At 72.8% G+C, this 18411-nt stretch carries 11 protein-coding genes and 1 pseudogene; 6 read left to right on the forward strand and 6 right to left on the reverse strand.

From position 1 onward, the window contains the following. The first annotated feature begins 369 nt into the window (after window positions 1-369). Together purD and IPK37_10595 are read left to right on the forward strand one after the other, a co-directional pair. Window positions 370-1659: a phosphoribosylamine--glycine ligase gene (gene purD / locus IPK37_10590; protein ID QQR99495.1), complete on the forward strand. Its 1290-nt coding sequence runs from the start codon at window positions 370-372 to the stop codon at window positions 1657-1659. Beyond that, window positions 1656-2588, forward strand: coding sequence for a phosphoribosylaminoimidazolesuccinocarboxamide synthase (locus IPK37_10595; protein ID QQR99496.1), 933 nt, complete (start codon window positions 1656-1658; stop codon window positions 2586-2588). The genes purD and IPK37_10595 overlap by 4 nt, the downstream gene beginning before the upstream one ends. Window positions 2589-2604: 16 nt before the next feature. Here IPK37_10595 and IPK37_10600 read toward each other — a convergent pair. Beyond that, a pseudogene (locus IPK37_10600) lies at window positions 2605-4565 on the reverse strand (potassium transporter Kup). A gap of 110 nt (window positions 4566-4675) precedes the next feature. Here IPK37_10600 and purS point away from each other — a divergent pair. The 3 genes from purS to purL all read left to right on the forward strand — a co-directional run bounded on the left by purS (window position 4676) and on the right by purL (window position 8235). Further along, window positions 4676-5137, forward strand: a complete 462-nt coding sequence (gene purS, locus IPK37_10605) for a phosphoribosylformylglycinamidine synthase subunit PurS (protein QQR99497.1) — start codon at window positions 4676-4678, stop codon at window positions 5135-5137. Then, on the forward strand, window positions 5137-5808 hold the full coding sequence (purQ, locus tag IPK37_10610) for a phosphoribosylformylglycinamidine synthase subunit PurQ (protein ID QQR99498.1): 672 nt from the start codon (window positions 5137-5139) through the stop codon (window positions 5806-5808). Before purS ends, purQ begins: the two co-directional genes overlap by 1 nt. Before the next feature lie 114 nt (window positions 5809-5922). Next, the gene (gene purL / locus IPK37_10615) at window positions 5923-8235 is read left to right on the forward strand and encodes a phosphoribosylformylglycinamidine synthase subunit PurL (GenBank protein ID QQS02809.1); all 2313 of its coding nucleotides are present in this window, start codon (window positions 5923-5925) and stop codon (window positions 8233-8235) included. An 845-nt stretch (window positions 8236-9080) separates the two neighbouring features. On the opposite strand, the gene IPK37_10620 is transcribed toward purL, so the two are convergent. Next, window positions 9081-9839, reverse strand: a complete 759-nt coding sequence (locus IPK37_10620) for a TetR/AcrR family transcriptional regulator C-terminal domain-containing protein (GenBank protein QQR99499.1) — start codon at window positions 9837-9839, stop codon at window positions 9081-9083. A 1894-nt stretch (window positions 9840-11733) separates the two neighbouring features. On the opposite strand from IPK37_10620, the gene IPK37_10625 reads away from it, so the two are divergent. Next, window positions 11734-13893 (forward strand): hypothetical protein, encoded by a 2160-nt coding sequence (locus IPK37_10625; GenBank protein QQR99500.1) that lies wholly within the window; start codon window positions 11734-11736, stop codon window positions 13891-13893. Window positions 13894-14009: 116 nt separating this feature from the next. On the opposite strand, the gene efeB is transcribed toward IPK37_10625, so the two are convergent. From efeB to IPK37_10645, 4 genes are all read right to left on the reverse strand, one after another. Next, entirely contained in the window at window positions 14010-15347 is a 1338-nt protein-coding gene (efeB, locus tag IPK37_10630; protein ID QQR99501.1) for a deferrochelatase/peroxidase EfeB, read from the reverse strand. Next, window positions 15344-16552, reverse strand: coding sequence for a peptidase M75 family protein (locus IPK37_10635; protein QQS02810.1), 1209 nt, complete (start codon window positions 16550-16552; stop codon window positions 15344-15346). The genes efeB and IPK37_10635 overlap by 4 nt, the downstream gene beginning before the upstream one ends. A gap of 32 nt (window positions 16553-16584) precedes the next feature. After that, the gene (locus IPK37_10640; protein ID QQR99502.1) at window positions 16585-17457 is read right to left on the reverse strand and encodes an FTR1 family protein; all 873 of its coding nucleotides are present in this window, start codon (window positions 17455-17457) and stop codon (window positions 16585-16587) included. 117 nt (window positions 17458-17574) lie between these two features. After that, window positions 17575-18387 carry a fused MFS/spermidine synthase gene (locus IPK37_10645; protein QQR99503.1) on the reverse strand — a complete coding sequence of 271 codons (813 nt, stop codon included), beginning with the start codon at window positions 18385-18387 and terminating at the stop codon, window positions 17575-17577. Window positions 18388-18411 lie beyond the last annotated feature (24 nt).

Raw genomic sequence — 18411 nt, forward strand, 5'->3', positions numbered from 1 at the left:
CTCCCGGGCGCGGCCTTGCCGGCTTTACCTGGGGCCCTTCTTTTGCGACGCTGAGCGTGTGCGACGTAGCGAAAGCTCGCCGACACCCCGGCCCGAACCCCCCTGACGGGCCGAGGGCCGCGGACGCACCCCGGGGAGGACCCCCCTGTTCCTCGGGGGCGTCTGCGGCGCCCATACCAGTGCCGCAGTGCGCCCTGCCGCCGAGTCATCCGACCACGGCGTCATCCGACCGCGGCGTCGTCCGCCCCGCGCCCCGGCCACCGTCGGCCCGGCATGCCTCCACCACCCCCGAGCCGCCGCGCCCGACCACCCCCTGGAGTCCGTCAGCGCGGCCCGCGGCCGGTCTCGTCCGCCGCTAGGGTGGTCCGCGTGAAGGTCCTCGTCGTCGGTTCCGGCGCCCGCGAACACGCCCTGGTCCATGCGCTGTCCGAAGACCCGGATGTCGATGAGATCCACGCCGCGCCCGGCAATCCCGGCATGACGCCGCAGGCCACCCTGCACCCGTTGGCGGCGCTGACGGACGGTCCCGCCGTGGCTCGACTGGCCGCGTCCCTCGCCGTCGACCTGGTCGTGGTCGGGCCCGAGGATCCGCTCGTCCACGGGGTCGCGGACGCGATCCGCGAGCGTGGCATCGCCTGCTTCGGGCCGTCCGCCGCGGCGGCCCGCCTGGAGGGCAGCAAGGCCTTCGCCAAGGAGGTCATGGCGGCCGCCGGGGTGCCGACGGCCCTGGCGCACGTGTGCACCTCCGCCGAACAGGTCGCGGACGCGCTCGACGCGCTGGGCGCGCCGTACGTCGTGAAGGACGACGGTCTCGCCGCCGGCAAGGGCGTCGTGGTGACCGACAACCGCATGACCGCCCTCGCGCACGCGGCCCAGTGCCTCAACCGGGGTGGAGGGGCCACCGTCGTCGTCGAGGAATACCTCGACGGCCCCGAGGTCTCCCTGTTCTGCGTCACCGACGGCGAGACGGTCGTTCCCCTCGCGCCCGCCCAGGACTTCAAGCGCGCCCTCGACGGCGACCAGGGCCCCAACACCGGCGGCATGGGCGCGTACTCGCCCCTCGACTGGGCCCCCGCCGGCCTCGTCGAGGAGGTCGTCAGCCGCGTCGCGCAGCCCACGATCGACGAGATGCGCCACCGCGGTACGCCGTTCGCCGGCATCCTCTACGTCGGCCTGGCGCTCACCTCGCGCGGCGTACGGGTCGTCGAGTTCAACGCGCGATTCGGCGACCCGGAGACCCAGGTCGTCTTGGCGCGGCTGCGCTCCCCGCTCGGCGCGCTGCTCATGGCGGCCGCGACCGGCCGGCTGGGCGAGCTGGCCCCCCTGGCCTGGCGCGACGTCTACGCCGTCACGGTGGTCGTCGCCGCCAAGGGCTACCCCGCCGGCCCGCACAAGGGCGACCCCATCGGCGGCCTGGAGGATGTGGGCGACACGGCGTACGTCCTGCACGCCGGCACGGCCCGCACCGGCGGCCAGCTCGTCAGCGCGGGTGGCCGGGTGCTGTCGGTGGTCGCGCTCGGCGCGGACCTGGGCGAGGCGCGGGAGAAGGCGTACGCCGCGGTCGAGCGGATCTCCCTGCGCGGGAGCCACCACCGCACCGACATCGCGTTGGCCGCCCACGAGGGGCTGGTCCATGTCCCGGAGGGGTTCCACGGATGACCGGCACGGCCTCGCACGGCCCGGCGGAGGCGCCGGAGATCCCCGGCTACGCCCACGTCTACTCCGGCAAGGTGCGCGAGCTCTACGCCCCGCTCGATGCCGCCACCGGCGAGCCGGCCACGGACCGTCTCCTGTTGGTGGCGAGCGACCGGATCTCGGCGTACGACTTCGTGCTCGACTCCGTCATCCCCGACAAGGGGACGATCCTCACCCAGCTGTCCCTGTGGTGGTTCGACCAGCTCGCCGACCTGGTCGGGCACCATGTGCTGGCGTCCGACGGACCGGAGGTGCCCGCGTCGGTCGCCGGCCGCGCGCTGCTGGTCCGGCGGCTGGCCATGCTCCCGGTAGAGTGCATCGCGCGGGCCTACCTGACCGGCAACGGGTTGGCCGATTACCGGGCCACGGGCGCCGTCTGCGGCGTACCGTTGCCCGCCGGGCTCGGGGAGGCCAGCAAGCTCGACCACCCGATCTTCACCCCGACCTCCAAGGCGCCGCTCGGCGCGCACGACGAGCAGATGACGGCCGCGCAGGTGGCCGAGCTGATCGGTCCCGAGCGCACGGCTCAGGTCGCCGAGTTGACCACCGCGATCCTCGCCCGCGCGGGCGAGATCGCGGCGCCGCGCGGGATCCTCATCGCGGACACGAAGGTGGAGTACGGCGTCGCCGAGGACGGCGAGCTGCTGCTCGCGGACGAGGTGCTCACCCCGGACAGCTCGCGGTTCTGGCCGGCTGCGGCGTACGAACCGGGCCGCACCCAGCGCAGCTACGACAAGCAATACGTGCGGGACTGGCTCACCTCGCCCGCCAGCGGTTGGGACCGCGGCTCCGGGGACGCGCCGCCGCCGCTGCCGGAGGAGGTCGTGGCGCGGACGCGGGAGACGTACGTCGCGGCGTACGAGGCCCTCACCGGCCGACGCTTCACCAGCTGATCAGACGGCCTGCTGATCAGATCGACAGCGAGCCGCCCATGACCGCGGTCCGGCTCGGGGGCAGGTGGAACGAGACCGTGCGGTCACCCTCGTTGTGGGTCAGCCACACGAAGATCTTGTGCCGCCAGCCGCGCAGGCCCCGCGCGTGCGTGGCGTTGATGCGGAGCACCGAGACGAAGTAGCGCGCGGTGTCCGCGTCGATGTCGAAGTGCTCGCTCTTGCCCTTGCCCCACGACAAGCCCACCGGCACGTCCTGGGAGTCGTTGAAGCCCAGCCTGATCTGGACGTGGCAGATGCCGTCGTCGGTGTAGCCCAGGTCGTCGAAGCTGACCCGGTCGACGTGCCTGACGTGGGGGATGTTCTGCACCACCACGGTGACGATGGCGATCTGCTCGTGCAGGATCTGGTTGAACCGCAGATTCTCCTTGAGGGCGAGCGGGACCGTGTCGGGGTTGGCGTGCAGGAAGACCGCGGTGCCGGGGACCCGCTGGATGTCCCGGTCGCGAAGCTTCTCGATCCAGGGCCGCAGCGGCCCTTCGATCTCGCTGCGGCGTTCAGCCACCAGCGACCGGCCCCGCAGCCAGGTGGTCATGAGGAAGACGATGCCCACCGCGATGACGACGGGCAGCCACCCGCCGTGCAGGATCTTCGTGAGGTTGGCGGCGAAGAACGAGCCCTCCAGCCCGCCGACGACCACCATGATCAGCACCAACAGCCACATCGGCCAGTGCCACACCTTGTCCGCGAGGCCGAGGAACAGCACCGTGGTCAGGATCAAGGTGCCGGTCACCGCGAGGCCGTACGCGTTGGCCAGCGCGGCCGAGCTCTGGAATCCGGCAATGAGCAGCAACACGCCGAAGTAGAGCAGCCAGTTGATCGTGGGGACGTAGATCTGGCCGCCTTCGTGTTTCGAGGTGTGCCGGACGGTCAGCCGGGGCAGCAGGCTCATGTGGACGGCCTGGTTGGAGACCGAGAAGGCGCCGGAGATCACCGACTGCGACGCGATCACCGTGGCCAGGGTGGCCAGGACGACGAGCGGCATGATGGCCCAGTCGGGCGCGAGGTGGAAGAAGGGGTTGTCCTTGGTGCGCGGATCGGCGAGGATCTGCGCGCCCTGGCCGAGGTAGTTGAGCGTGAGGCAGGGGAACACCAGCGCGAACCAGGCCAGCCGGATCGGCTTGGCGCCGAAGTGCCCCATGTCGGCGTACAGCGCCTCGGCGCCGGTGATCGATAGGACGACGGCGCCCATCGCGATGAACCCGACGACCGGCCGGTCGATTGCGAACGCCAGCGCCTTGGTGGGCAGCAGCGCGGTCAGGATCTGCGGGTGCGCGATGATCTGCGGCACGCCGAGCGCGGCGATGGTGAGGAACCACAGGGCCATGACCGGCCCGAATGCCTTGCCGACCACCTGCGTTCCGAAGCGCTGCACGAAGAAGAGCACGCTGAGGATCACCACCGAGACGGGCAGGACGAACTCCTCCAGCGCGGGGTTGGCGACCCCGAGGCCCTCGACGGCCGACATCACCGAGATCGCCGGGGTGATGACCGAATCGCCGTAGAACAGCGCGGCGCCGATGACGCCGAGCAGCGTGATGACGTACGCCGACCGGGCCGGCGGAACGAGCCGCGCAGGAGCGCTGTCAGCGCCAGGATGCCGCCCTCGCCTCCGTTGTCGGCGCGCATGACGAGGCTGACGTATTTGACGCTGACGATCGTGGTCACGGACCAGAAGACCAGCGAGATCACGCCGTACACGTCGTCGGGGGTGGCGTCGACCGCGTTGTGGTCGATGCTGAAGACGGTCTGCAGGGAGTACAGCGGGCTCGCGCCGATGTCGCCGAACACGACCCCGAGGGCGGCCAGCATCAGCGGAGCCACCGGGCCGGGCCGATGACCGGCCGTGTCGCCGGGCGCCGAGGTGGGGTGTGCCAAAGCCGCGCTCTGCGGCACGTCGTCGGTGGTCACGCCGCACATCGTGACACGGCAGGCTGACCGGCAGCCCGCTGGGCGCGAGGACCGTCGGGCCGTGTCCCGCGCCAGTAGGCTGGGGCTCAACCCACCCCGCCCCCACAGGAGACGCCAACATGGGAACCGTCGTCGTGGACGTGATGCTCAAGCCGGAGATCCTCGACCCGCAGGGCCAGGCGGTCGCCGGCGCGCTGCCCCGCCTCGGGTTCGGCCAGTTCACCGCCGTCCGCCAGGGCAAGCGGTTCGCGTTGGAGGTCGACGGAGCCGTGACGCCGGAAGTGCTGGACGCGGCGCGGAAGGCGGCCGAGGTGCTGCTGTCCAACCCGGTGATCGAGGACGTCGTGTCCGTGCGGGCCGACGACGCCCCTGAGCAGCTCCCGTCGGCCGCGACGCTGGCGGGGTACGACTGGGACGACGACGAGCTGCCCGACCACTGGGGCGCCAACGACCACGTGGCAGAGGGTGACGTCCGTCGTGAATCGACGCCCGTCCCGGCGTACCGGCGCCCCGTCTCCATCGAGGACTTCGACGCGCTGCCCGGCACCGGCGCCTACCACGGCGACGAGGACGACGACTGATGCGGATCGGCGTCGTCACCTTCCCGGGGACGCTCGACGATCAGGACGCGCTGCGCGCGGTGCGCGCTGCGGGCGGCGAAGGGGTGCCGCTCTGGCATGCCGACGCCGACCTGCACGGCGTCGATGCGGTCGTCCTCCCGGGCGGGTTCAGCTACGGGGACTACCTGCGGGCCGGGGCGATCGCGCGGTTCGCGCCGGTGCTGGCGCCGATCGTGGCCGCCGCGCAGGGTGGGCTTCCCGTGCTGGGGATCTGCAACGGGTTCCAGGTGCTCTGCGAATCGCACCTGCTGCCGGGGGCGCTGTCCCGCAACGCAGGGCGCCAGTTCCTGTGTCTCGACCAGCGGCTGCGGGTGGAGAACGCCGAGACGGCCTGGACCCGGGACTTCGCGGCGGGCCAGGAGATCACGATCGTCCTCAAGAACGGGGAGGGCTGCTTCGTCGCGGACCCCGAGACGATCGCGCGGATCGAGGGTGAGGGGCGAGTGGTGTTCCGGTACGTCGGGGGCAACCCCAACGGCAGCTACGCCGACATCGCCGGGATCTGCAACGACCGCGGCAACGTGGTGGGACTGATGCCGCACCCCGAGCACTGCATCGACCCGCTGTTCGGTCCGTCGACGGACGGCGTGCCCTTCTTCACCTCGATCCTGCACACGCTCGTGGCGGCCTGACCGCGTGCCCGGTGATCGCTCGCGACCGCCCGGCGTACGGCCCGAGCACGACACACCCGCCGCAACCTCGACCCTCATGTGGAGAATGAACCCGTGACCGACCAGCAGGCGACGATCATCGCCGCCCCGACGTCCACCCAGCTCGACACCGTCGAGAACGCGCGGCGCACCCCGGACCGGGAGCTGCCGCACCGCGAACTCGGCGTCAACGACGAGGAGTACGCGCGGATTCGCGAGATCCTCGGGCGCCGGCCGACCGGTGGCGAGCTGGCGATGTACTCGGTGATGTGGTCCGAGCACTGCAGCTACAAGTCCTCCAAGGTGCACTTCCGGCACTTCGCCGAGAACCTCACCGACGAGATGCGGGCCAAGATGCTGGTCGGCATCGGCGAGAACGCCGGGGTCGTGGACATCGGCGACGGCTGGGCCGTCACGTTCAAGATCGAGTCGCACAACCACCCGTCGTACGTCGAGCCCTACCAGGGCGCGGCCACAGGCATCGGCGGCATCGTGCGCGACATCATGGCGATGGGCGCGCGGCCGGTCGCGGTGATGGACCCGCTGCGGTTCGGCGCACTCGATCACCCCGACACGCATCGGGTGCTGCCGGGGGTCGTGGCCGGAATCGGCGGCTACGGCAACTGCCTCGGGCTGCCCAACATCGGCGGCGAGGTCGTCTTCGACCCGTGCTATCAGGGGAACCCGCTGGTCAACGCGCTGTGCGTGGGCAAGATGCGGATCGAGGACATCCACAAGGCGCACGCGAGCGGCACGGGCAACAAGGTGGTGCTCTTCGGGGCGCGCACCGGCGGCGACGGGATCGGCGGGGCGTCGGTGCTCGCGTCGGCGACGTTCGACGCGGACGGGCCGACGAAGCGGCCGTCGGTCCAGGTCGGGGACCCGTTCAAGGAGAAGATCCTGATCGAGTGCTGCCTGGAGCTCTACGCCGCGGGCGTGGTCGACGGGATCCAGGATCTCGGGGCGGCCGGCCTGTCGTGCGCGTGGTCCGAGCTGGCCAGCGCCGGCGACGGCGGGATGGACGTGTGGCTGGACGACGTACCGCTGCGCGACCCCACGTTGGCGCCCGAAGAGATCCTGATGAGCGAGTCTCAGGAGCGGATGATGGCGGTCGTCGAACCTTCGCGGCTCGAGGAGTTCCTGGCCATCTGCGGGAAGTGGGACATCGAGGCGACGGTGTGCGGCGAGGTCGTCGCGGGGGAGCGGCTGCGGGTGTTCTACCGCGGCGAGATCATCGTGGACGTGCCGCCGCGCTCGGTGGCGCACGACGGACCGGTCTACCAGCGGCCGATCGCTCGGCCGGCGTATCTCGATGAGCTGCAGGCCAATTCGGTGGATGCCGCCGGCCTGTCGCGGCCGGCCGGCGACGCGGAGCTGGCGGAGGTGCTGCGGGCGTTGGTCGGTTCGCCGGATCTGGCGGACAAGCGCTGGATCACCGACCAGTACGACCGCTACGTGCAGGGCAACACGGCGCTGGCGCAGCCCGACGACGCGGGCGTCATCCGCATCGACGAGACGACCGGGCGCGGGGTGGCGCTGGCGACGGACTGCAACGGGCGGTACTGCAAGCTCGACCCGTACGCCGGGGCGCAGCTCGCGCTCGCGGAGGCGCACCGTAACGTCGCCACCGCCGGGGCGCGGCCGTTGGCCGTGACCGACTGCCTGAACTTCGGATCGCCCGAGGATCCGGGCGTGATGTGGCAGTTCGAGCAGGCCGTCCGCGGGCTGGCGGAGGGGTGCGGCGAGCTGGGCATCCCGGTGACCGGCGGGAACGTGTCGTTCTACAACCAGACCGGGGACGTGGCCATCCACCCGACGCCGGTGGTCGGGGTGCTGGGGGTCATCGACGACGTGGCGCGGCGGACGCCGTCGGCTTGGCGCGAGTCGGGGTTGGCGCTGCTGCTGCTCGGGGCGACGCGGGCGGAGTTCGGCGGGTCGGCGTGGGCATCGGTGTGCCACGGGCACCTTGGCGGGTTGCCGCCCCGGGTGGACCTGGCTGGTGAGCGGGCGCTGGCGGCGGTGCTGGTCGAGGGCGCCGGGCGGGGGCTCTTCGCGGCGGCGCACGACCTGTCCGACGGCGGGCTCGCGGTGGCGGTGGCTGAGGGCGCGATGCGGCACGGCGTCGGCGCGCGGCTCTCGCTGCACGAGCTGGTCGCCGACTGCGCGCCGGGTGCGGGGGTCGGGATGTTCGAGGCGTTGTACGCCGAGTCCGGGGCGCGCGCCCTGCTCGCCGTACGGCCCGAGCTCGTCCACGAGGTGTGGGCCTTGGCCGCCGAGCACGGCGTACCGTGCGTCGCCGTCGGCGAGACGGGCGGCGAAACGGTGTCCGTGGCAGGGGAATTCGAGATCCCGGTCGCCGAGTTGTCGGCGGCCAACCGCGCGACGATCCCGGCGGCCCTGGCCCACTAGCTCCAGCCACGCAGCCAAGCCGGGCGACGTGGCGCACCGCCCGCTCGGCCGCGCGCTCGTGGTGATTCCCGTCCTCACGGTCGCGGGTAGGGCTCACGGTTGTGGTTGTCGCCCTGACGGTTGCGGGTAACGCTCACCGTTGCGGTTGAAGCCCGAACCGTCAGCGCTTACCGCAACCGCGAGCGCCGCTACGAGGGCATCTGACGAGCCCGGGCGCAGACCTAGACTGCGACCAGGTCGAGCAACTCGGCGGGGGCCGGTGGCAACGCCCTGGCTGCCAGGCCCGGCGGGTGGGGCTTCGGGCGGCGGGGCTCCCGGACGCCGGCCGTGCCGTCGTCGCCGAACCAGTCGGTCGGTGGCTCCGGGCGGCGGGCTCTTCGCGGCTGGCGGGGGATGAGCCGCAGCCGATCCTCAGCGCGGCGGAGAACCTTCGGAATCGGGTTGGCGGGCATCGCGACTCCCTTCGATGCCGCTCAGGCTAGTCCGCGCCACGGGGATCGGATAGGGGTCGGTTCCTGGGCCCGGCGCCCGCCCCGTGCGCCAGAGATCGGTCGTCACCAGGGTGGGAGTGACCGTTCGTGACCTGGGCAAAGGGTGCCGTGGCACCCTTTGCCCAGGTCGTGAGCGGTCGTGAAGCTGGGGGGCGCCACCGTGACTTACTGGTGCCGCATCAATTGACCGCCGCGCGGAAATCTCGTCGAGCGTTGTCGGTCGGCCCGGCTAGGGTCGCAAGCGCTGCAGTCAGGACCCGCGATGACTTCGGCGCTCGTGATCGGCGGCCCCGGCGACCTGGCCTGACGCGTCGCCTCGGTTGACTCGGATAACCGGACCCGGGCCGCCGGTGATCACCCCGCCGACCGCCTTTCGATGAGCGCGGCGAGCCCGTCGAGTAGGAGGGCCAGCCCGAACGCGAACTCCTCCTCAAAGAACGGCGCGTCGTCGGTGACCAGGCGCTGCTCGCGGGCCAGGTGGGGCAGCCGCGCGGGATCGACAAGAAGGCCGATGTCCTGCGTGTACCGTCCCGCGGGGCTGTCCGGATCGGTCTCCCCGAGCAGCCCCATCTGCAACGACTGCTGCACGTGCTGGTGCGCCCAGCTGTCCACGGCCAGCAGCGTCGAGAACCGCTGTTGGCTGGTCAGCGGGGTGTCCGCGAGCTCGGCGAGCCCGGCGTCGGTCCAGGACAACACGTTCGGGGTCAGCGGGGGGGCGCCGGTGTCGGCCTCGACCAGCCAGGGATGGGCCAACCGTACGTTGGTCGCGGCGCGCACCCACGCCGTCAGCCCGTCCCGCCAGCCCGAGCCCGGGCGCGCATAGTCCGGCGGGCCCATGGCGATGTCGCGCATCACGGCGATGAGCTCGTCCTTGCCGTCGACGTACCGGTAGAGCGACATCGGGGTGAGCCCGATCCGCGCGGCGACGCTCTTCATCGAGACGGCGTCCAGGCCGTGCGCGTCGGCGATGGCGACGGCGGCGGCGCCGATCTCGTGGATGGTCTTGCCGGGGCGGGGGCCGCGGCGACCCGGCGTTTCCCGCTCCCAGAGCAGCTGGAGGTAGCGCGGGAGGCGCGTCGCCGCCCGGTCCTCGGGAACGGGGTCATCAATCATGACCTGGAACTCTATCAAAAGGCTTGCCACGTACACAGTTGCCGACCTACTCTGCGTCTGTCATACACAGAATACGACGTACGCAGAAAGGCCACGCGATGACTCGCGCCACCGAAAACCCGTCCCAGCCCACCCCCGCGGACCACCCGCCAACCCCGCCGGCGCCAGTCGCCGCAACCACCACATCCGGCCCCGCCACCCCGCCCGCCCCCGCCGACCGGCGCGCCTGGGCCGGCCTCGCGGTGCTCTGCCTCGTCCTGCTGGTGGTCACGATGGACACCTCGATCCTGTTCTTCGCGGCGCCGCACCTGGCCGCCGACCTGCGCCCGAGCGCCACCGAGCTGCTCTGGATCTTCGACATCTATGGGTTCGTCCTCGCGGGTCTCCTCATCACGATGGGGTCGCTCGCGGACAGCCTCGGGCGGCGCCGCGTGCTGTTGGGGGGCGCGACGCTGTACGCCGTGGCCTCGCTCGCTGCGGCGTACGCGCCCACCGCCGCCGCCCTGATCGCCGCCCGGGCGCTCCTCGGCGTGGGCGGCGCCACCCTGATGCCCAGCACGCTTGCGCTGGTCCGCACGCTGTTCCGGGACGAGCGGCAGCGGGCGCTCGCGGTCGGGATCTGGTCCGGGGTGATGTCGGGCGGCGTGGGGCTGGGCCCGGTCCTCGCCGGGGTCTTGCTCGAGCGTTACTGGTGGGGTTCGGTGTTCGTGGTCAACCTGCCCGTGGTGGCCCTGCTCCTCGTCCTCGGCCCGCGGCTGCTGCCCGAATCCCGGGCGCCCCGGTCGAGCGTCGATCTGGCCGGGTCGGCGCTGCTGCTGGCGGGGATCCTGCCCCTGGTCCACGTGCTGAAGTCGGCCACCACGCAAGGTTGGTCGCCGACCGGACACCTGCCCTGGCTCGCGGTCGGGGTCGGCGCCCTCACGCTCTTCGTCCGCCGCGAATCGCGGGTCGCGGCACCGATGGTCGACCTGTCGCTGCTGCGCCGTCCCGCGTTCCCGGCGACCCTCCTGTTGCAGGTCATCGCCATGTTTGGGGTGATGGGCAATGCCGTGCTCATGACCGCCTACCTGCAGTCGGTGCTCGGCATGTCGGTCTTGTCCGCGGCGCTGTGGAGCCTCGCGCCGTCCGTCGGCGTCGGGCTCGCCGCCCCCGGATCCGCGCTCCTGTCTCGCGCCCTCGGCCGGCCGATCGTCATGGCGCTCGGGTGCCTGCTGGCGGGCGCGGGGTTCGTGGCGATGCGTACGACCGGCAGCGACTCCTCCCTGGCTCTCGTCCTGTCGGCGGCCGGTCTCGTCGCCGTCGGCACGGTCGCCGTCGCGACCCTGGTGACCGACTACGCCGTGAGCGTGGCGCCGGCCGACCGGGCCGGATCGGTGGCGGCCCTCGTCGAGACCGCGGCGGAGCTGGGCGGTGCCGTGGGCATGGCGGTGCTGGGCAGCGTGATGTCCGCCCGGTACGCCGACCGACTCCACGCCGCGCCCGACCTGGGGAGTCTTCCCGCGGGGGTGATCGATGCCGCCGCCCGCACCATCGGCGAGGCCACCGTGGTGGCGGCTCAGCTGGGGGCGCAGGGGGAGCCGCTGCTGCGGGCGGCCCGCGAGGCGTACGTCGTGGGCATGCACGCCGCCGATCTCGTCGCGGCCGCGATCATGTTGCTCGGCGCGCTGGTGGCCCTGGTGCTGCACAACGGCCCGACGCGGTGTCAGGGTTCGGGTGCGTCCAGACTCGCGATGGCTAGCGGCACCGCGGCTCCGCAGGCGCCCGTCGACCAATCCGTACCCGGTGAGACTCACACCGATGTCATTTCAGCCGATGAAGTCGGCAGGGCGCGAGTAGCCTTGCCGGAGTACGTGGTTGGGGACGCTCACGGCGAGGTACGTCGAAGGGGGCCACGATGTGGGCGATCAGTCCGACCGGTGCGGCGGGGACGAGCACGGTCACGCCGTGGCCTCGTGACCTCGACCGCGTGCGGGACGCGGCGCCCTGGGCCTTCGTGCTGGCCGCCGCGACGGCGTACGTCCTCGCCCTCTGCGCCGCCCTCGCCATCACGCCCCGCGGCGTCGCGTCCTTCCTCGTCGATCCGGCGCCGGGGGTGGCGGCGCTCTGGCTGTCGACCTACGCCGGCGGGACCCGGCGACGCCCGGACCGTACGGCGTGGACCGCCGTCGCGATCATCCTGCTGGCCGGCCCCTGCCTGCTGATCGCCACCGGACAACCCGCGGGCACGGCCTGGCAGCACGGGCCCGTCGCCCTCATCCTCGCTGGCACCACCGTGCTGACGTGGCGCCGCCTCCTTCGCCCCCGCCGGGGCGGTGCGGTGGCGGGGGTCTGGCGGCTGCTGGTCACCGGCTTCGTCGCCGTGCTGCCGGCGCTGGGCCTGACCGCGGTGATCGCCCAGCCGGACCTGCCCCCCGTCGTCTGGCTGGCCTGGGCGGCGAAGGCGACGGCGGGCATCGTGGGCCCGGTCCTGCTCGGCCCCGCGCTCCTGGAGCGCAGCACCCGCGCCCTCAGCACGACCCGCGTCGTGCGCATCGTCCCGCTGCTGGCCGCCACCGCCGTCGTCGGCGTCGTCGAGGTCCTCGCCGACCAGCGCCTCTACCTGTTGATCCCGCTCCTGGTGTGGGCGGCCTCCACGCTGACCGTGCGGGGAACCGCGTCGTACGTCGTGGCCGCCCTCGTCCTGGCGCTGCGTTCGGCCCCGGAAGGAACCGGCCCGTTCGCCGTCGGTGGTCTCGCCGACCAGACCCTCACCGCGAACACCGTTGTCCTCGTGTTCGTGGGCGTCTCCCTGACGCTGGTCCGCGCCCGCGAGGAGCGCGCCGCCCTCCTGGCGCAGGTGACGGCGCGGACCCGCGAGGCCGTCGAGGAGGCGCGGCTGCTCAGCACCGTCATCGCGGCCACCCAGGACGCGGTCGTCACCCTCGACGTCCACCGCAACGTCGTCCTGGCTAACGACGCCGCGAAGACGTTGGCGGCGCAGTGCGGGACGTCGGTCGCGGGGCTCCTCGCCGCCGGATCGGGCACGGGCTTTGCGGCATCGGGCGACGGCTTGGTCCCGGTCGACGGCCTCGACCGGCTCGACGGTCTCGACCGGCTCGACAGTCTCGACCGGCTCGACGGCCTCGACCGGCTTGCCCCCGTCCTCGACGAGGGCCGGGCGTGCGTGGTCGACGTAACCCTGCCCAGTTCGAGCGGCGAGGGCCGCATCCTGTCGCTGCGCGCCTTCCCGATGCGTCACGCCGGCCGGGCGGGGGCGGTGGTCTTCCTGCAAGACGTCACGGGTGAGCGACGGCGTACCGACGGCCTGCGCTACTTCGCCCGCACCGTTGCCCACGATCTGCGCAACCCGCTCTCCGGGATCCAACTGTCGAGCGAGCTGGCCGCGAGCGCCCTGGTCGACGGGGACACGGACGGGGCCGCGCAGATGATGGCCGCCATCGCCCGCAGCGGCGATCGCGCCGCCCAGCTGCTGCGCGACGTCGCCGATTACTCCCTCGCCGGCGACGGGGACCTGGCGGTGCGGCCGGTGTACCTGCAGGAGTACGTCGAGCGCGCCGCCGCCGCCCGCGCCGGTGAGCCGGGCGCCCCGGCGCTGGACGTCCGCGTCGAGGCCGACGTCTGGGTGCAGGCCGACGAGCGGCTCCTGTCCCGCGTGCTGGACAACCTGCTGGGCAATGCGGCCAAGTACCGCGCGCCCGGCCACCTCGCCGAGGTCGAGATCCGCGCTTACGACCGCGGCGACGGCCGCGCCACGATCCTCGTGCAGGACCGTGGCGTCGGGATCCCCGCAGGTCAGGAGCAGCGGATCTTCGAGCCGTTCCACCGCGTCCCGGAGCACGTCGGGGCGTACCCCGGCACCGGCCTCGGCCTGGCCATCTGCCGCCAGGTCATCGAGCGGCACGGGGGCACGATCTGCGCCGAACCGCGCCGAGGCGGCGGCACGACGTTCCGGTTCAGCCTGCCGCTCGCCGGCGGTGCGGTGCGAGTGGCGAAGCCGGAGGCGTACGTCGACGCGCGGCGCCGCCGCTGCGCTCCGCTGGTGGCCTGCCCCTGAGGCCGAGTGGCCGATGTGACTGGGGCGTTATGCGTTCCCTGGCACGCATAACGCCCCAGTCAGGCGCAGACCGCCTGACGGCTCCGGCCTCCAGCGACCAGCTCACGCGACCGGACTCAAGCGAACAACGCCTCGCCCACGTAGCCGCCGTCGCGCACCCCGGGCGGCACGGCGAACAGCGCCGACGCGCGGTGCTGCAGGTATTCCATCATCAGGTCGTCACGCGACAGCCGGTTCTGCATGGGCACGTACTGCGTCAAAGGGTTCCGCACGTAACACACGAAGAACAGCCCGGCGTCCATGCGGCCGAGCCCGTCGCTGCCGTCCGTGTAGTTGTAGCCGCGGCGCAGCAGGCGGGCCCCGCCGTTCTGCGTCGGATGAGCCAGCCGCACGTGCGAGCGCTCGGCGATCAGCGGCGCGTCCCCGCGCCCCAGCCGACCGAACTCAGGCGCGGTGAACTCGTCCCCACCCGACAGCGGCGCCCCCTGCGGCCGGTCGCGGCCCACGATCGTCTCCTGCTCGCGCAGCGAGGCCCGGTCCCAGGTCTCGATGTTCATCGCGATGCGCCGCGCCACCAGATAGGACCCCCCGGCCAGCCAGTCCGCGCCCGCATCATCCCCGCGCGCCACCCACACGTGGTCGCGCAGCAGGTCGGCGTCCTCGGCCTTGACGTTGGCGGTGCCGTCCTTGAACCCGAACAGGTTTCGCGGCGTGGCCTGCGCAGTCGACGTGGACGACGTCCGCCCGAAGCCGAGCTGGCTCCACCGCAGCGCCGCCGTCCCGAACGCGATCCGCGCCAGGTTGCGCACCGCGTGCACCGCCACCTGCGGGTCGTCGGCGCAGGCCTGAACGCACAGGTCGCCGTCGCTGCGCGCGGGGTCCAGCTTGTCGGCCGGGAAATGCGGCAGCCGCTGCAGGGCCTTGGGCTGCCGCCCGGCCAGCCCGAACCGGTCCCGCCCCGCCCCGTCCCGGAACAGCGACGGCCCGAACCCGAACGTCAGCGTCAGCCGGCTCGCGGGCAGCCCGTCGGCCTCGCCGGTGTCGTTCGGCGGCGCGTCGTAGCTGGTCGGGGCGCTCCCGACGGGCCGTCCGGCGGTCATCTCCGCGGCCGCCGCGGTCCACGCCCGCAGCAGCGCGATCAGATCCTCGCGCGACGTCGTCGTCAGGTCGAACGCGGCAAAGTGCAACCGGTCCTGCGCCGGCGTGACGATGCCCGCCTGGTGGTCGCCGTGACAGGGGTACGTCGTGGGCCCTGGGCCCGCCCCGCTCGGCGTACCCCCAGGCGACCCCGCACCGCCGGACCCCGCACCGCCGGACGACCCGGCGCCCCCGGGCGCCAGCGGCCCACCGGCCGCGCTCGCCCTGCCCCCCGCGAACCCCGCCGCCCCGAGCGCCGCCCCGGCTCCGGCCAGGGACAGCAGTCCCCGCCGGCTGACCCCGCCGCCAGCGCTCACGCCAGCACCGCCGCCGTGAGCTTGCTCAGCGGCTCGGACAGGGCGTTGACCGCGTCGGCCAGCGCCTTGACCTGGGTCTTGTCGAGGGCGTCGTAGCCGACGAAGCCGTCGCCCTGCTTGTGCTGGTCCAGCAGCTTCTGCAGCGCCGAGAAGCGCAGCTGCAGCTGGCTGTCGAGCGTGGCGTCCTTCTTCTTCAGCAGCGGCCGCAGGCCCTCCCAGGCGACCCGGGCGCCGTCGACGTTGGCCTGGAAGTCGTAGAGGTCGGTGTGGCTCCAGATCTCCTCCTCACCCGTCACCTTTCCGGTGGCGACCTCGTCGAGCAGCGACTTGGCGCCGTTGCCGATCTGGTCGGCGGTGAAGGTGATCGTGCGCGTGCGCTGATACAGCTCGTCCGTGTCCTTCGTGAGCTGGTCGGCCAGGGTGGCCCGCCGCGCGGGGGTGAGCGCGGTGTAGCCGGTCTTCGGCGGCCACAGGTCCTTCTCCATGACGTGCCAGCCGGTCCAGTTCTGACCCTTCTCCAGGTCGGCCTCGCGCAGGTCCATCCGCGGATCGAGGTCCCCGAACGACTCGGCGACCGGCTCGATGCGCTCCCAATGCTGGCGGGCCCGCGGGTAGAGGGCCCGCGCCGCCTCGTCCTGGCCCGCCGTGTAGAGCTTCACGAACCGCGCCGTCTGCGCCTTCAGCTGTTCGGTCTGGTCCTTGACGTACGAGGCGTACTGCGCGTTCGCCGCGTCCACCAGCTCCTTGTCCGCCCCGGCCGGCCCGATGTCCTTCCCGGAATCGGTGACCGTGAACGCCGCGCGGATGCCGTCGCCGACCATCCCGGGCTTGCAGGCCGTGAAGTACTTCCCCGGCGCCGCCCGCAGCACGAGATCCCGGGTCAGGCCGGGCCCGATGTTCTCCACCTCGCCGACGATCCGGAGCCCGTCCTCGGCGAGCAGGTAGAACTCGGTCACCTTCGCGCCGTCGTTGGTCACGCGGAAGACCACCGTCCCCGACGGCGCGGTGGCCGCCGAGACCGTGCAGGCGGTGTCGGTCGAGCTGACGGTGAGCTGTCCACTCGCGGCGCCGGAGGTGGCGGCGGCGTTCGTCGCCGACGGTGCGTTGGAGGTGCACGCCGACAGCGCCAGGGCGGCGGTGATCGCCAGCGCGGGGGTGCTCAGGCGGGCGGCGGGCGAGGTGGTCACGCGGGTCAAGCGGGACATGGGCGTCGGGCGGGTCATGCGCGTCGGGCGGGTCATGCGGAGGTGGCTCCTTCGACGGTACGGCGGCGCACGCGGGCCGCCGGGACGGTGGCCGGGCGCCGGATGGCCCGGATGAACAGGGTGAGGACGGGCACGACATAGGCCCACCACGCGGCGGCCTCGAGCCAGGTCGTGGCCGGCGAGAAGTTGAAGACGCCCTTGAGCAGCGCCCCGAGCAGCGAACCGGGCTCGATGACGTGGCTGACGTCGAAGGCCAGGGCGTGCAGGCCGGGCAGCAGGCCGGCCTCCTGCAGGTCGTGGACGCCGTAGGAGAGGACCCCGGCGGCCACGAAGATGAGGAATCCGCCGGTCCATGCGAAGAATCGGCCGAGGTCGAGCTTGAGGGCGCCCCGGTAGATCAGCACCCCCAGGGCGACGGCGGTGAGGAGCCCCAGCAGGGCGCCGAACAGCGGCGCGGTGGTCGAGGCGTTGTCGCGGGCGGCGGCCTTCGTGGCGGCCCACAGGAAGAGCGCGGTCTCCAGGCCCTCGCGGCCCACCGCCAGCATGGCGACGACGACCAGGCTGCGCCGGCCCGCGGCGGCGGCCGTGTCGACGGCGCGGCGCAGCTCGCCGGACAGCGCCCGCGCCGACCGGGCCATCCAGAAGATCATCCAGGTCACGAAGCCGACGGCGACGATCGACAGCCCGCCGCCGATGGCCTCCTGCGCCTCGAAGGTCAGGCCGCGCGGGCCGAACGTCAACAGCGCGCCGACCCCGAGCGACACCGCGACCGCGGCCGCGACGCCGGTCCAGATGGCGGGAAGCAGCGGCCGGCGCCCGGAGCGCACCAGGTAGGCGACGAGGATGACGACCACCAGCGCGGCTTCGAGCCCCTCGCGGAGGCCGATGAGGTAGTTGGCGAACACGGGGCTCCTAGGAAAGGCCGGCTGGGGTCGGCAGGAGCTTAGGTTAGGCATACCTAATTAGCAACCCGCTTGCGGGTGCCGGTGACGCGGGTCATGCCCCGTCGTCGCGCGGACGGCTCAGGTGCGGCGCCAGGTTGAGGGGTCTGGCGGTTGGGGTGAGGCTTCGGCGTCCGCGGCGGTGAACGGCGCCACTCCACCCAGCCGGCGCGCCAGCTCGCCGCCGGCGCGCACCCCGGTCGGATGCGGGCAACGCGCCGCGGCCCGGCGGAGTTTGCCCACGTCGTACGTCGTCGCCGACGCGACCAGCACCCGGTTGCCGAACCGGCGGCCCTTGAGCACGTCGTGGGTCGCCAGGAGCGCGAGTTCCGGGAGCCCGGCGGCGATGCACCCCGCCGCCACCCGGGCGACGTACCGCCCGTCCCGCTCATCGGCGAAGTTCGCGATCAGCAGGCCCCACGGTCCGAGCACGCGGGCCACGTCACCGAGGAATTCGACCGCGCCCAGCTCGGGCGGCACCCGTCCGGCGGCGTACGCGTCCAGGAAGACGACCCCTGCGCTTGCTGCAGCAAGCACGCGCATCCCCGCCGCCCCGTCGACCGCGCGCACCCGGATGCGGTGCCCACGGCGGAGGGGAAGCTCGCGGCGTACGGCGGACGTGGTCGCCTCGTCGGGTTCCAGCACGATTTGCGGCGACCCAGGCCGGGTCGCTGCCACGTAGCGGGCCAGCGTGAGCCCGGCGCCCCCCACGTGCGTGACCGCGAGCGGTCCGGGGGGCGCCAGGGCATCGAGCGCCAGGCCCATCTGGGCGACGTACTCGAACGCCAGGACGGTCGGGTCAGCCGGATCGACGTACGACTGCTGATGCCCGTCGAGCAGCACCGTCACCCCGCCGCGCTCGTCGCGCGCGAAGGTGACCGTGCTGGGCTCCATCCCGGCAGGCTACGGCGTACCGAC

The sequence above is a fragment of the Austwickia sp. genome, assembly GCA_016699675.1.
Lineage (GTDB): Bacteria > Actinomycetota > Actinomycetes > Actinomycetales > Dermatophilaceae > Austwickia.